Origin of the sequence: Mycobacterium rhizamassiliense, assembly GCF_900157375.1 — a bacterium.
GTDB lineage: Bacteria > Actinomycetota > Actinomycetes > Mycobacteriales > Mycobacteriaceae > Mycobacterium > Mycobacterium rhizamassiliense.
In genome coordinates this window covers 4,866,951-4,880,922 of sequence record NZ_LT721901.1, presented here as the reverse complement: position 1 = coordinate 4,880,922, position 13,972 = coordinate 4,866,951, and the positions used below count along the sequence as shown (strand labels likewise).

Genomic DNA, 13,972 nt, shown 5'->3' with positions numbered 1-13,972 from the left:
CCAAAGGTATTGGGGGAGCGTGTGGTAGATCGACCGGCGACGACGCGACCGCGCCTGCACGCCGCGCTGATCACGGCGGCGCGCGCGTCGGCCCCGCGGCCCGCCGCGGCACAACGGGCCGCCAAGGACTTCCAACGAGGACTGTGGCCGGCGGTGTGGGCCGAGATCCGCTGGGCGTTCACCCCGCCGCGCACCTGGCTGATGGGCGTGGTGGCCAACCTGGTATTCGCCATCGGATGGCTGGTGGTGCAGCCGCTAGCCGCTGGCCGCCACCAGGATTGGGTGATCCTGGTCGGCACGTACTTCTCGTCGTGGATCCTCGCCGACGTCACCACCACCAACATTCTGGGGGCCGATCACTACCGCGTCCTGACGGCTCTCCGGCAGGGCACACCGATGTGGCGGATCCTGCTGATCAAGAATCTGGCCCTGCTGGTGATCGTCGGGCTGCCCACACTGGCGACCGCGGTGTTCGTGACGCTATGGCTGGAAACCCCGGAGCGCCTGGCCATCACGATCCCCACCGTCGCGGTGCCCATCGTGTCGTGGCTGGGCGTCGGCAACCTGTTCTCGGTGGTGCATCCGGTGGGCGTGGAGCCGCTGCTGCGGCGCTGGCGGCAGCGGCACAACCGTCGCCGCACCCGCGGCTGGATCCTGGCCCTCGCGCTGCCCTATGCGCTGTATTACATCGCCGACCCGATGAACGGGGTGGAGCATCGCGTGCTGTGGACCCAGCTGCCCGCGCTGATCTGGCCCGTGTTCGGCCGGGACACAAAGAGCTTGGTGCACCTGGTCATCGCCATGGCCGTCTGGATCGCCGGCAGCGTCGCCGCGCTGCTGTGGGTACGCAGGCGCGGATTGCGCCTCGGCTGATCGGCCGCCCGTTACATGACGACGTGGCCGGCGTCGACCGGAATCGACACACCGGTCACGTACCTCGCCTTGGGGCTGACGAGCCACAGCACCGCCTCCGTGACGTCCTGCGGCTCCACCAGGGGCACGTCCGGCAACAGCATCTGGGAGACCGCCGGATTCGGATTCTCCAGCATCCGGTTCACCACGAAGTCGTTGAGAATCATCGGGGTCATCACACCGGCGGGATGGATCGAGTTGACCCGAATCTTATGTGGCGCATAGGCATTGGCGGCCGAACGCATCAGCCCCACCACGCCGTGCTTGGACGCCGCGTAGGCGAACATCGCGGAACTGCCGTCACCGCCGCGGCCGGTCAAACCCTGCGACGAGCTGATCATCACGACGGAGCCGCCCCGGCCCTTGCGGATGATCGAGGGCACCGTCGCGAGCAGCGTGTGCCAGACGCCCTTCAGATTGGTGTCCACGATCGAGTTGAACACCGGCTCGGAATGGTCGTCGGTGTCACCGATGGCGACCACCCCCGCGTTGGCGACGACGATGTCCACCTCACCGACCTCGCCGATCGCGGCCTGCACCGCGGTCTCCAGCTGCGCGAGGTCGCGGACATCGGCGACCACTGCCGCCGCCCGCCGGCCCGTGGCCTCGACCAGCCGGACGGTCTCGTCGAGATCGGCCTTGGTTCCCAGCGGGTAGGGGATCGCGTCGACATCGGCGCAGATGTCGACGGCGATGATGTCGGCGCCCTGCTCGGCCAGGGCCACCGCGTGGCTGCGGCCCTGGCCGCGCGCCGCGCCCGTGATGACGGCAACGGCGTTGTCGAGTTCACCCATGGCTATACCTCCAGCCGTGTGCCGGTTTGCTCTTCGGCGAAGGCCACCAGCCTGGCGGCCGTGTCGTAGTTCGACGCCAGCGGTGTGCGGCCGATCAGCGCAGGCTCGCCGCGCAGGCCGAGCCTGCCGCTGACACCGATAAAGCTACCCGGCGGCACCGGTTCGCTGATGCAGTACAACGTGGTCGCTGCGCCTTCGTCGATATCGTTCGCCAACCGGTCGGCCACGACTGTGACGCCCTTCTGCACCAACGACATCAGCGGCGCGTCCGAGATGTTCGACAGGTTCGACGCGACCCACCCCGGGTGCGTGAGTTGGGTGACGATGGCCGATCCGCCGGCGCGCAGCCTGCGGTCCAGCTCGAGCCCCCACAACATCACCGCCAGCTTCGACACGGCATAGCTGCCCAGCCGCGTCCACTTGCTATGCCGCAGGTGCATGTCGTCGAGCCGCAGCGTGGCCGACTTGTGCGCGTCGGACCCGACGTTGATGATCTGCGAGCGCACCCGCGGCAGCAGCAGGTTGGTCAACGCGAACGGGCCGAGGAAGTTGGTGCCCAGCGTCGTCTCGAAGCCGTCGACGGTCTCGGTCCGCCGATCGGTGAGCGTGCCGGCGTTGTTGATCAGGATGTCGATGTCCCCGTCGACCCGATCGGCGAACGCCCGCACCGACGACAGGTCGGACAGGTCGAGCTTGACCACCGAAGTCGTGCCGCCCATCTCGGCGGCGCGTTGCTCACCCAGCTCGGTGTTGCGCACGGCCAGGATCACGTGGGCACCGGCTTTGGCCAGCGCGTGGGCGGTGCCAAGCCCGACCCCGTTGGTTGCCCCCGTCACGATGACTCGTTTGCCGGTCAAGTTGCCGAGCCTGCTCGGCGTCCAAGGTAACGTCACGGCGACTAAGAGTAATGGGCGGTTCTATGTAAGTTGGGTCAGTTCTGCCAACATAGTCTGCAAAACGGCAGAGGAGTTCATTCGGGATGGCTTGGCATGAGTGACAGCGCACTGGAAATCACCAACCTGCTCTACACCTACGCCGAGCTGCTGGACGGCGGCGATATGGACGGGGTGGCCCGGCTCTTCGAGCATGGGCGCATCTGCGGCATGGAGGACGGCCCGCCAGAAACCGTGTTCAGCGGATCGGCCGGGGTCCGCAAGATGTACGACATGGCCACCCGCCTCTACGAGGACGGCACCCCGAAGACCAAGCACATGACGAGCAACGTGCAGCTGTACATCGACGAGGCCGCGGGTACCGCGCGCAGCACGTCGTACTACTGCGTCACCCAGGCCACCCCGGACCTGCCGCTACAGGTGATCGTCACCGGGCACTACAAGGACACGTTCCATCGCGTGGACGGCGTGTGGTGGTTCGACAGCCGCATCATGTTCGTCGACCAGACCGGCGACCTCAGCCAGCACCTCAAGTTCTGATCGCGTGGAGCCTTCGAGCGCATTCGACGTCGACGCGTTGCTCGGCGACGCCCAACGCAAGGAGGGCCTAACCGACTGGGGCCCGGGCGAATTCGAGGGACCGCTGCGGGTCCTGCTGGATGACTACCCCCGAGCCGGCCTGAACGCCATCGGCGAGCACATCCTGCGCTCTGGCATCGTGCACAGCCTGCGGATGCGGCTGCGCGCACAGGAATGGATCCGCCGCCACCCGGAGATCCTCGAGGAGCAGGTGGCCGCACCGATCGTCGTGGTCGGCATGATGCGCAGCGGGACCACCCTGCTGCAGCGCCTGCTGGCCGCGGACCCGCGCTTCATCTGCGCCTACGGCTGGGAGGTGGTCGAGGTCGCGCCGCGCCTCGACTATCGATTCGGCGATGCTCCCGACCCGCGCATCGCCATCAGCGAAATGCGCGAAGCGAAATCGCGTGAACTCGCGCCGGAGCTGTTCGCCATTCACCCGATGTACGCGCGGGAGGCCGAGGAAGAAATCGTCTTCCTGGCCGACGCGTTCCTGTCCCATGTCCCCGAATCCGGCGCCCACCTCCCGCGGTACCGGTCCTGGCTGGACGGGCAGGACTTCGGCCCGGCCTACGAATACCTGCACCGCATGCTGCAGTTCGTCCAGTGGCAGAAGCGGCAGCGGGGCCAGGTTGCGCAGCGCTGGGTGCTGAAATCGCCCGCACATCTGGGTTATCTGGACGCGTTGCGGGCGCGGTTCGGTGACCTGCACCTAGTACATATGCACCGCGACCCGCGCACCACGATCGCCTCGGGTGCGAGCCTGAACGCCACCCTGCACGCGATGCACGCCGACACCGTGGACCTGCCGCGGGTGGGCGCGCAATGGCTGCAGCGGATGGGCTGGACCAACGACCGCGCGATAGCGGTCCGCGACGGATGGGCTTGCGAAGCGGGGGGAGAGGCGGGCCGGGTCACCGACATCGGGTTCGTCGACGCGGTCGCCGACCCCATCGGACAGGTGTCCCGGGTCTACGACGCCATCGGCTTGCGGCTCACCGGTGACGCCGAGGACGCGATGCGGCGCTGGCTGCGCGAACGTCCCCGCGAGACCGCCCGGCCGCCCTACGGCCTGGAGAAATACGGCCTGCGTCCCGAGCAGGTCGACGAGCGATTCACGTTGTACAACAAGCGTTTTGGACAGCAAATCGGAGGAACAACACATGCCTGAAGACCCGGTCGCGACGGCGTCGCAGCACGAACAGGAATTGGCCGCCCTCGACCTGATCGAGCACCCCACCGTCAAGGCGGCCTATCGCAGCGTCGCCGAGAACTGGCTGGGCCGGGCCAAGCCGTCCGACGCGATGCGCGAGCGATTCGACGACTCGTTCGCCGAGGTGATGTTCTCGGCGGCGGTCTGGTCGTCCAATCAGGACAAGCTGCGGCCCAAGGTCAGCTGCATCACCCGGCTCGCACACCCGGTGCAGGGCCGTAACATCCCCGGATCGCGGTGGGGCATCGACAATCCCGACAGCGTGTACCGGGTGATCCCGATCTCGGGCGACGAACGCTACGAGATCCACGGCCGGGTCGGCCGCAACCGCATGACCGAGAACTACTTCACGCTATGGGACCCGAACATGGGCACCGTCGCCGTGCTCAACGGCCGCACCATGGCGGTCGACTCCGACGGAAGCTTTACCATCACCGTCGACGCCGATCCGGCCAACGGGCGGGAAAACCATGTGCAGACGACAGCAGAGGCTCACGAGTTCTACATCCGGGACGTGTTGCTGGACTGGGGCCGCGACGATCCCAATCACTTTGAGGTGCAACGACTTGGCGGGTCGCCCGCAACGCCCGCGCGCACGCTCGACGAGCAGGCCGAGGCCACCGCGGCGATGATGGACTACTTCGCGAACTTCACCGGCAAGCTCAGCCACGGCGTGTACAAGATGCCGGCCAACCATTTCAACCTGGCCTGGTCGGCCGACAAGGTCGGCGCGATGCGCAACCAGGTCTACGTGATGGGCCGCTTCGAACTCGCTCCCGACGAGGCGTTCGTCGTCGACCTCAGCGACGGCGGCGCCGAATACTTCACGGTCCCGCTGAGCAATATCTGGGGCACCACTTTGGATCTCGTCGACCGCACCGGCAGCCTCAACAAGGCGCAGTCCGTGCCCAACGAAGACGGCAGCTACACCTACGTGATCGCGCCGGCCGATCCCGGCGTGGCCAACTGGATCGACTCCGACGGTCTGCGGGAAGCGATCCTGACGCTGCGCATGGCTGAGTTCGGCGAAGCGGGCCCGCGCGAAGACCTCGGGGCACGCGGGCGGGTCATCAAGCTGGACCAGCTCGACGCCGAGGTTCCGCACCTGCCCCGGGTGGACGAGCAGCAGCGGGCCACCGAGTTGGCCGAGCGGCGCAAGGCCTATCTGCGCCGCCTACCGGAAGGGACGATCTAGAGATGGCACGCTGGCTTGTCACCGGCTGTTCCACGGGCTTCGGCCGCGAAATCGCCCTGGCCGCACTGCATGCCGGCCACAGCGTGGTCGTGACCGCGCGACGGGCCGAGGCGGTGGCCGACATCGCCGACGAGTTCGGCGATCGGGCCGTGGCCGTCGCGCTCGACGTGACCGATGCCGCCCAGATCGCGGGGGGGGTGTCGGCGGCCGACGAGGCGTTCGGCGGGATCGACGTCCTGGTCAACAACGCCGGCCACGGTTACCTGTCGTCGGTGGAAGAGGGCGAGGACGCCGAGGTCCGAAAGTTGTTCGACGTCAACTACTTCGGTGCGGTCGACATGATCAAGGCCGTGCTGCCGGCCATGCGGGTGCGCGGATCGGGGCACATCATCAACATCTCGTCGATGACCGGCCTGGTGGCCAACCCGCCCAACGCCTACTACTCGTCGACCAAATTCGCGCTGGAGGCGGTCACCGAAGCGCTGGCCGCCGAGGTACAGCCGCTGGGCATCAAGGTGACCGCCATCGAGCCGGGCGCGTTCCGCACCGACTGGGCGACACGGTCGATGAAGGAATCGGGCAGCCCGATCTCCGACTACGCCGATGTCGCGGCGCGTAAGGACCTCATCAAGCAGTTCGCCGATCACCTGCCGGGCGACCCGAAGAGGGTGGCCGACGCGGTGCTGATGGTGACCACGCTCGAGCAACCGCCGCTGCGGCTGCTGCTGGGCCGTGACGTTCTGAAGGCCATGCGGGACAAGATCTCCGCGATGTCGGCGTCGATCGAAGAGTGGAAGGCCGTCACCAAGGACGTGAATTTCGAAAGCGGCTAGCCGCCGGCTACTGCTTGCTTACCTTCGTGATCGCGGTGCCGGAGATCTTGAATCCGCAGCCCGAGGGGACCCGGCAGGTCATCCCGTCGACCTCAGACCGGCAGGTGAACGGGCCGATGCCGGCGGATTGACCGTATTCCAGGGTGGGCTGGCCCAAACCCGGGTTGCCCAAGCAACTTTCGCCCGAACAGACCGAGTACGTCCCGACGCCATCCATGTGTGCCGACTGCGGCGCTGGAGCGGGTGGGCTCGCTTGGCAATACACCGAGTCCGGCAGGCCCGGACCGCGCTCGTAGTCGATCTCGCAGCTGATCATGTGTGTCGGGGAGTAGAACGAACACACGTGCTCCGAGCAGATCGGGTTATCCGCGGCCGCCGACGGCATACCCACGCCAAGGCCGACAACGACAACACTGCATGCCACAATCCTGCGCCCGGCCCGGGCAATGCCGCTCACGTAGGACTTTGTCGCGGACCGATCGCAAAGCGTTACACAGCGGATGTCCCGGCCAGCGGTCAGCCCGGCCCGGGGTGGCGGCGGGTGTTGTTAACCTGGCCAGATGGACGCCCAACCGGACCCTGCCAGCGAAAAGTCGGCTGCAAAGCCGGCGTCACTCGCGGCGACCAGCTGGGCGCTGCTGGGCATGATGTCCTACGAAGAGGAGGTCTCCGGCTACGACCTCAAAAAGTGGATCGACTGGAGCGTCGACCTCTACTACTGGAGTCCGTCGTACAGCCAGATCTACACCGAGCTGAAGAAGCTGGAGGCGCTGGGGCTGGCGACGTCTCGCGTCGAGCGCGACGAGGGCACCCGCAGCCGCCGGCTGTACAAGATCACCGACGCCGGGATGGCCGCCGTCACCGAGTGGGCCACCGATGCGCCGGTCGACCCGCCCGTGCTCAAACACAGCGTGCTGATGCGGATGACGTTGGGCCACCTGAGCAACCCGGCCCGGCTCAAGGAGATATTGCAGGAGTACGTGGCCTATGCGGAGGCCTGCCATCGCAAGGCCGTCGAGGACGCCGAGGGTGCCGAGGCGGAGCCCGCGTGGGCGTACTCGGTGCTCGCGTTGCGATGGGCCGGCAAGTATTACGCCGCCGAGCGCGAGTTCGCCCTGGAAATGCTCAAGGAGATCGACGAGGCGGACGCCGTTCTGCAGCGGGCCCCCAAGGGTGGATACGGCAAACCGCGTACCACGCCGGGCTATTGGCGCGAGGTCGAAAAGCAGGTCGCGGCCAGGCGCGATCCCGAGTAGCCGAGCCGATGCGCGCGCCCATTGGTGTCCCGCTCATTGAGATGAGCTATCGCCACATGTTCGGCCAACGCGGAACCTAGCGGATACATACGCGATAACGCTGGAGGACACATGGCCGCAACCTCGGACACGCTCGATCGGTATGTCGTCATCTCGACGGACACGCACGCCGGGGCGGACGTCGGAGACTACAAGCAGTACCTGCCGGCCCGCCTGCATGACGAGTTCGATTCCTGGGCCACGGCATACGTCAGCCCCTTCGACGACCTGATCATCGCGACCGCCGACCGAAACTGGGATCACGATCTGCGGATCGCCGAGATGGACGCCGACGGGGTGGCCGCGGAGGTGCTACTGCCCAACACGGTCCCGCCGTTCTTTCCGACCAGTCCCAACATCACCATCAGCCTGCCCCGGACCCGCGACGAGCTCGAGCAGCGGTGGGCTGGAGTGCAGGCCCACAACCGCTGGCAGATCGACTTCTGTTCGCTGGCCCCGGACCGTCGCCGCGGGTTGATTCAGATTTTCCCCAACGACATCGAGCTGGCGTTGGAAGAGATCCGCTGGGGTGCCGAACACAGCTGCTTCGGTGGCGTGCTCATCCCTCCGGTTTCTCCCGGCGACCCTCAGGTCGCCCCTCTCTTCCATACCCGCTACGAGCCGATCTGGGCGCTCTGCACGGAGCTGGACCTGACCGTGGTGCAGCATGCGGGGGCCGGTAGCCCCGAGATGCCGATGGACCAGCCCGCGTCCAACGCGGTCTTGGTCACCGAGATGGCGCTGTGGGCCCAACGCACGCTGGGCCACCTGATCCTGGCCGGGGTGTTCGAGCGCTACCCGACGCTGCGGTTCGTCCCGACCGAGCAGGGCACGCTGTGGGTGCCCCCGCAGCTGGCGATGCTCGACGCCATGGTGCCCACCATGAAATCCGAGGCGCACAACCGCACCTACGGGATGTTCGGCGGGTCGTCGGTCGACGCACTGACGATGACCCCGAGCGAATACGCTCAGCGGAACTGCTATCTGGCCAGCGAGCTGGCGCCGTTCGACTCCACGATGATCGACTTCATGGGCGCCGACCACATCATGTGGGGCAGCGACTATCCCCATGAGGAGGGCTTCGCACCGGAGTCCAAGCTGGCGATCCGCTGGGCGCTGCACGACAGGTCCGAGGACGATTGCCGAATGATCCTGAGCGACAACGCCGCCCGTTTGTACCGGTTCGACCTCGAGGCGCTCGCACCCGTCGCCGCTGAGATCGGCCCGACGGTCGCCGAGGTGCACACGCCGCTGGAGGACACCGGCTATCACGCGCCCGCCGCATTCGGGTACCGGCCGTTCGAAGGCGGGCTGGCCCTGCAGCGTCGGGCCCCGGAACGTAGTTGACGGCTAGCCCGCCGCGTCCCGGGCCGCGATGTAGCCGTACACCAGTCCCTGCGCGATCGTCGCGCCCGCACCGGGATACGTTGTGCCGAAAGCGTTTGCCGCGGTGTTGCCCACCGCATATAGGCCGTCGATCGCGCCGCCGTCTTCGCGCAGCACGCGTGCCCGCTCGTCGGTCTTGAGCCCACCGCAGGTGCCCAAGTCGCTCAACACCATCTTGACGGCGTAGAACGGACCCTTGGTCAACGGCCGCAGGTTCGGATTCGGCTTGATCGTCGGGTCGCCGTAGTAGCGGTCGTACGCGCTGCGGCCGCGGCCGAAGTCGGGATCCGTACCGGCCGAGGCATTTTGGTTGAAGCGGGTCATCGTCGCGAGGAACTCCGAGACCGGGACTCCCATCCGTGCCCCGAGCTCGGTGAGGTCGTCGGCGCGCACCGCGATGCCCGCGTCGTACCAGGCCTGGGGGAGGCGCATTCGCGGAAACAGCACGGCGCCAAAGACATAGCTGTTGCGGTACTGCTGGTCGAAGACGATCCACATCGTCACGGGCCGGCCCTCCGCGCGTTCCAGCTCGAGCAGCCGCTGGCCGAACGACATGTAGTCCATCGATTCGTTGGCGAAGCGCCGGCCGTCCTGGTTGACGATCGCGGAGCCCGGCAGCGACCGCTCGGCCAGCATCACCACCGGTGGCTTGCCCGGCAGGGGAGCGACCGCGGGGAACCACCACGCCTGGTCCATCAGATCGATGCCGGCCCCGAGTTCCTGCCCCGCGCGGATGCCGTCGCCGGCGTTGGAGTCCGCGCCGAGGCTGAGGTTGGCGCCCAGCGCCTCCGACTGGAACTTCCAGCGCATGTCCATGGAGTGGTCGAAACCTCCCGTGGCCAGCACCACGCCGCGGCGGGCGGTGATCGTCACCTCGCGCCCCCCGTGATCCACGACAGCGCCGGTCACCCGCTCACCGTCGCCCTCGAGGCGCACCAGCGCGGTGTTGGTCCACACCGGAATGCCGGCGCGCAGCACCCCCGCGAACAGCCCGGCCATCAGGCCCTGGCCGCCCGCGACGTAGCGGCGGCCCAGCAGCAGCCCGCCGACGCCCTGCGCCAGCCGCTTGGCGAACGTCGGGATGCCCTTGCGCGGCACCCGGGTCACCAGGTTCATCCAGCGGTAGTCGGCGCCCGTCGTCGGCATCGGGACGTTGACGTCCAGCACGCCGGGCCGCAGCCGGGTGCGGTATTCGCCGAGGATCGATGTGTCCACCGGGTGGCACTCGCAGGTGCGGCCGACGGCGCTGCCGCCGGGCTCCTCGGGGTGGTAGTCCGAATAGTCGCGGGCCCAGAACAGGCGCAGCGGGGTCGTCCGGCGCAGCAGGTCGACCGTCGCGGGCACATGCTTCAGGAAGCCGGCGGACAACTCCCGCGGCGCCGACCCCGCGACCACGGCATCCAGGTAGGTGGCGGCGTCCGCCGCGGTGTCGTCGCCGCCCACCTCGCTCAGCACCGGGCTGGCGGGCAGCCACAGCACGCCGCCGGAGCGGGCGGTCGAGCCGCCCACGTGCGACGACTTTTCCACGATGAGCACCGACAGCCCGAGTTCGTGGGCGGTCAGCGCGGCGGCCATGCCGGTACCCGACCCGATGACCAGCAGGTCGACGCAGGTATCGGACACGGGCAGGCCGGCCGGGATCGTCATGCTGTGCTGCGCCACGTCAGCACCGTATGCGGTTGGGCCGCGCGAAAAAACGAATCGTCCTGATCAGTGGAACACCTCGGTGTCCCGCGGCGGTGACCAGGAGTTGAATCAGTTCCATGACGTCGCAGCCCGAGGCCGACGAGATTCGGCTGATTGAGGCCCAAACCGTCCCGACGCGATTCGCCCGCGGCTGGCATTGCCTGGGTCTGCTCAGGGATTTCGCGGACGGAAAACCACACTCCATCAACGCTTTCGGGCAGAAGCTGGTGGTCTTCCGTAGCGGGAACGGCGAGCTCAATGTGCTCGACGGGTACTGCAGGCACATGGGCGGGGACCTGTCCCAGGGCGAGGTCAAGGGCGACGAGATCGCCTGCCCGTTCCACGACTGGCGCTGGGGCGGCGACGGGCGATGCAAGCAGGTGCCCTACAGCAGGCGCACTCCGAAGACCGCCCGCACCCAGGCCTGGACGACGCTGCAACAGGACGGAATGTTGTTCGTGTGGAACGACCCCGAGCGCAAGCCGCCGCCTGCGGATGTCACGATCCCGCGCATCGAGGGTGCGACCAGTGACGAGTGGACCGACTGGCACTGGTACACCACCGTCGTCAACAGCAACTGCCGCGAAATCATCGACAACGTCGTGGATATGGCGCACTTCTACTACATCCATGGCGCGCTGCCGACGTACTTCAAGAACATCTTCGAAGGCCCCGTCGCGACGCAGTACATGAACGGCGAGGGCCGTCCGGACATGGCCGGCACCGAGGGCTCGCGGATGCTGGGCAACACATCGGTGGCGTCCTATTACGGGCCGTCCTTCATGATCGACGACCTGACCTACCACTACCAGCAGGGCGACGCGCAATCGATTCTCATCAATTGCCACTATCCGATCGATGCGAATTCCTTTGTGCTGCAATACGGCATCATCGTCAAGAAATCCGAGGCGCTACCCGGCGATCAGGCCATGCAGACCGCGATCACGCTCGGCGACTACATCAAGCTGGGGTTCGAACAGGACGTGCAGATCTGGCGGCACAAGGCACGCATCGACAACCCGCTGCTGGTCGAGGAGGACGGCCCCGTCTACCAGCTGCGCCGCTGGTACCAGCAGTTCTACGTCGACGCCGCTGACGTGGAGCCGGATATGGTGGACCGCTTCGAATTCGAGCTCGACACCACCCGCCCGTATGCGGCGTGGATGAAAGAGGTCGAGGCGAACATGGCTATCCAGGCGGCGGGCCCGGTGTGATGGAGGCCGAATCGTCGGTCCGGACGGACAACCGATTCGACGCGATGCCGATGATGCCCGTGGCGTGCCGCAGCTGCGGGGCCCGGGTGCTGGTCCGCAAGAGCACCTGGAACCAGACCAGCGTGCAGTGGAACGCCGATGCGACCGAGCGGTGCACCGAGCGCGCCGAAGCCGAAAAGGTATCGGCGCACGCCAGCCGCGGCGTGTTCCTGGCGTGTTCGGCGCTGCGGGAGTCGATCCTTCGCGCCGTCCGCGACGGCGAGCTGACTATCGTCGACGAGACGGAGGACGCTGTGCGGCAAGCACATTCGCCCGCGCCGCCATTGCCGAGCCGACGTACTCCGGCTCGGTGAGCAGATAGAACCGGCCGTCGGCGGCCTGGTCGAAGATCCTGGCCGCGGCCGTCCGCGCGTCCATGGCCGAGGCCTTGATCTCCAGCATGGCGGCGCGGTGTGCCTCGACGACGGCGACGTCGCCGCCCTCGGCGGGGTCCACACCGCCCGCCGACTCGAAGATGTTGGATTTCACCGCGCCCGGCAGCACCGCCTGCACGTGAATGTGATGGCCGTGTCCGGCCGACTCGACGTCGAGATACAGGCACTCGGTCATCGCGAGCACCGCGTGCTTGCTCACGATGTAGGGCCCCTGCAACGCAATTGACGACACCCCGCCGACCGACGACAGGTTCCACACCCACGCTCGATCGTCGGTGGCCATCATCTTCGGCAGGAAGGCCCGCACGCCGTAGAACACTCCGCTGATGTTGACGTCGAGTACGCGCTGCCAATTGGCCACCGGCGTGTCCCACAGGTAGCCGAACTGTTCGATGCCGGCGTTGTTCACCAACAGCCGCACCGGACCGACGTCGCGGTAGGTGCGGTCCGCGAGCTCCTGCATCGCGACGGGGTTGCGGACATCGCACGCCACGGCGACGGCCGAGCCTCCAGACGCGTGGATGTCCTCACGCAGCGCCGCGATGGCGTCGCCGTCGGCATCGGCCAGCACGACCGTCATGCCCGATTCCGCGGCGTGCCAAGCCAATCCCGCACCGATGCCCGAACCGGCTCCGGTGATGACGGCGACGCCACCGGAGAAAGAATTCACGCGTACTGTACGGCCCGCCGCGGCTCGGGACGCGCGGGCCGCAGGGGCCGCAGCGGCTGGAGTGTGGGCGCGACGGATTGCGGTCCACCCTCGATGTTGCGCCAGATCGCCATCGCGGTCATCCGCACCGGGGCGGTGAGCCGCTGATCGAACATCATGCGATTCATCCGGCCGCACACCGACACTGCCGCGACAGCCTCGCCCGGGCCCCCGATAGGTGCTGCGACACAACCGAATCCGGCCAGCGACTCCTCCCGTTCGAACGCCACGCCGTGGGCACGGACCTTCGCCAGCTCGGCCGCCAGTTGCGAGCTGGTGGCGATGGAGTATTTGGTCTTGCGGGTGCTCAGGTCCACCGCCGTGTGCTGATCGGAGTAGGCCAGGATCGCTTTGCCCACGGCGGTGCAGTGGGCTGGCTGACGCGATCCGACGCGGGTCGGAATCACCGCGTCGCCGATCTTCTCCAGGTACACGACGTCGGGTGCGTCCAGCACGGCGAGGTGGACGACAAGCCCCGTCGCGCGGTGCAGTTCGCCCAGCAGCGGTGCGGCGGCCCGCACCAGCCGGTCCTGCTGGACGGCCAGCGAGCCCAGCTCGACCAGCCGCATCCCCAGCTCGTAATCGCGGCCGTTGCGGCGCAGCCAGCGCAGCTGTACCAGGCGCTCGAGCATCCGATGGGCCGATGACCGGGGCAGCCCGGTGCGCCGGACGATCTGGGCCAGGGTGAGCCGGCCCGGCCCGTCGAACGCGTCAAGGACCAGCGCGATGCGGTCGATCACGGCGCTGGGAGTTTCGGCGGGCGCGCTGGTCTGTGGCATCGATCCTCCAACCCTGTGGTATGTCGGGCTGACATATTCCTATTAGGAAT

The 13,972-nt window shown here is 67.4% G+C and carries 15 protein-coding genes; 9 read left to right on the top strand and 6 right to left on the bottom strand.

All coding sequences use genetic code 11. The features are described 5' to 3' along the window. Window positions 1–21 precede the first annotated feature (21 nt). Window positions 22–873 carry a hypothetical protein gene (locus MRAB57_RS23530; RefSeq protein ID WP_173813965.1) on the top strand — a complete coding sequence of 284 codons (852 nt, stop codon included), beginning with the start codon at window positions 22–24 and terminating at the stop codon, window positions 871–873. Between the two features lie 11 nt (window positions 874–884). On the opposite strand, the gene MRAB57_RS23525 is transcribed toward MRAB57_RS23530, so the two are convergent. Beyond that, entirely contained in the window at window positions 885–1,706 is an 822-nt protein-coding gene (locus MRAB57_RS23525) for a mycofactocin-coupled SDR family oxidoreductase (protein WP_077089480.1), read from the bottom strand. 2 nt (window positions 1,707–1,708) lie between these two features. After that, window positions 1,709–2,599 carry an SDR family NAD(P)-dependent oxidoreductase gene (locus MRAB57_RS23520; RefSeq protein ID WP_077089479.1) on the bottom strand — a complete coding sequence of 297 codons (891 nt, stop codon included), beginning with the start codon at window positions 2,597–2,599 and terminating at the stop codon, window positions 1,709–1,711. Window positions 2,600–2,695: 96 nt separating this feature from the next. Here MRAB57_RS23520 and MRAB57_RS23515 point away from each other — a divergent pair, with 96 nt between their 5' ends. From MRAB57_RS23515 to MRAB57_RS23500, 4 genes are read left to right on the top strand one after another with little or no spacing between them, the layout of a single operon-like run. Then, complete coding sequence (locus MRAB57_RS23515; protein ID WP_077089478.1) at window positions 2,696–3,139, top strand: nuclear transport factor 2 family protein; 444 nt, start codon at window positions 2,696–2,698, stop codon at window positions 3,137–3,139. A 4-nt stretch (window positions 3,140–3,143) separates the two neighbouring features. Beyond that, window positions 3,144–4,349: a sulfotransferase family protein gene (locus MRAB57_RS23510; RefSeq protein WP_077089477.1), complete on the top strand. Its 1,206-nt coding sequence runs from the start codon at window positions 3,144–3,146 to the stop codon at window positions 4,347–4,349. Next, on the top strand, window positions 4,342–5,586 hold the full coding sequence (locus MRAB57_RS23505; RefSeq protein ID WP_077089476.1) for a DUF1214 domain-containing protein: 1,245 nt from the start codon (window positions 4,342–4,344) through the stop codon (window positions 5,584–5,586). The genes MRAB57_RS23510 and MRAB57_RS23505 overlap by 8 nt, the downstream gene beginning before the upstream one ends. Window positions 5,587–5,588: 2 nt before the next feature. Further along, on the top strand, window positions 5,589–6,419 hold the full coding sequence (locus tag MRAB57_RS23500; protein WP_077089475.1) for an oxidoreductase: 831 nt from the start codon (window positions 5,589–5,591) through the stop codon (window positions 6,417–6,419). A 7-nt stretch (window positions 6,420–6,426) separates the two neighbouring features. On the opposite strand, the gene MRAB57_RS23495 is transcribed toward MRAB57_RS23500, so the two are convergent. Next, window positions 6,427–6,876 carry a hypothetical protein gene (locus MRAB57_RS23495; RefSeq protein ID WP_245835991.1) on the bottom strand — a complete coding sequence of 150 codons (450 nt, stop codon included), beginning with the start codon at window positions 6,874–6,876 and terminating at the stop codon, window positions 6,427–6,429. A 103-nt stretch (window positions 6,877–6,979) separates the two neighbouring features. On the opposite strand from MRAB57_RS23495, the gene MRAB57_RS23490 reads away from it, so the two are divergent. Beyond that, window positions 6,980–7,675 carry a PadR family transcriptional regulator gene (locus tag MRAB57_RS23490; RefSeq protein ID WP_077089473.1) on the top strand — a complete coding sequence of 232 codons (696 nt, stop codon included), beginning with the start codon at window positions 6,980–6,982 and terminating at the stop codon, window positions 7,673–7,675. 111 nt (window positions 7,676–7,786) lie between these two features. After that, the gene (locus MRAB57_RS23485) at window positions 7,787–9,061 is read left to right on the top strand and encodes an amidohydrolase family protein (RefSeq protein WP_077089472.1); all 1,275 of its coding nucleotides are present in this window, start codon (window positions 7,787–7,789) and stop codon (window positions 9,059–9,061) included. Between the two features lie 3 nt (window positions 9,062–9,064). Here MRAB57_RS23485 and MRAB57_RS23480 read toward each other — a convergent pair whose 3' ends face one another. Further along, window positions 9,065–10,762: a 3-ketosteroid-delta-1-dehydrogenase gene (locus tag MRAB57_RS23480; RefSeq protein WP_173813964.1), complete on the bottom strand. Its 1,698-nt coding sequence runs from the start codon at window positions 10,760–10,762 to the stop codon at window positions 9,065–9,067. Window positions 10,763–10,863: 101 nt separating this feature from the next. On the opposite strand from MRAB57_RS23480, the gene MRAB57_RS23475 reads away from it, so the two are divergent. Together MRAB57_RS23475 and MRAB57_RS23470 are read left to right on the top strand one after the other, a co-directional pair. Beyond that, the gene (locus MRAB57_RS23475; RefSeq protein WP_077089471.1) at window positions 10,864–12,000 is read left to right on the top strand and encodes a 3-ketosteroid-9-alpha-monooxygenase, oxygenase component; all 1,137 of its coding nucleotides are present in this window, start codon (window positions 10,864–10,866) and stop codon (window positions 11,998–12,000) included. Continuing rightward, complete coding sequence (locus MRAB57_RS23470) at window positions 12,000–12,353, top strand: ferredoxin (protein ID WP_245836119.1); 354 nt, start codon at window positions 12,000–12,002, stop codon at window positions 12,351–12,353. The genes MRAB57_RS23475 and MRAB57_RS23470 overlap by 1 nt, the downstream gene beginning before the upstream one ends. Here MRAB57_RS23470 and MRAB57_RS23465 read toward each other — a convergent pair. Next, complete coding sequence (locus tag MRAB57_RS23465) at window positions 12,268–13,104, bottom strand: SDR family NAD(P)-dependent oxidoreductase (protein ID WP_077089470.1); 837 nt, start codon at window positions 13,102–13,104, stop codon at window positions 12,268–12,270. The genes MRAB57_RS23470 and MRAB57_RS23465 overlap by 86 nt on opposite strands. Further along, window positions 13,101–13,922: an IclR family transcriptional regulator gene (locus MRAB57_RS23460; protein WP_077089469.1), complete on the bottom strand. Its 822-nt coding sequence runs from the start codon at window positions 13,920–13,922 to the stop codon at window positions 13,101–13,103. Before MRAB57_RS23460 ends, MRAB57_RS23465 begins: the two co-directional genes overlap by 4 nt. Between the last annotated feature and the right edge of the window lie 50 nt (window positions 13,923–13,972).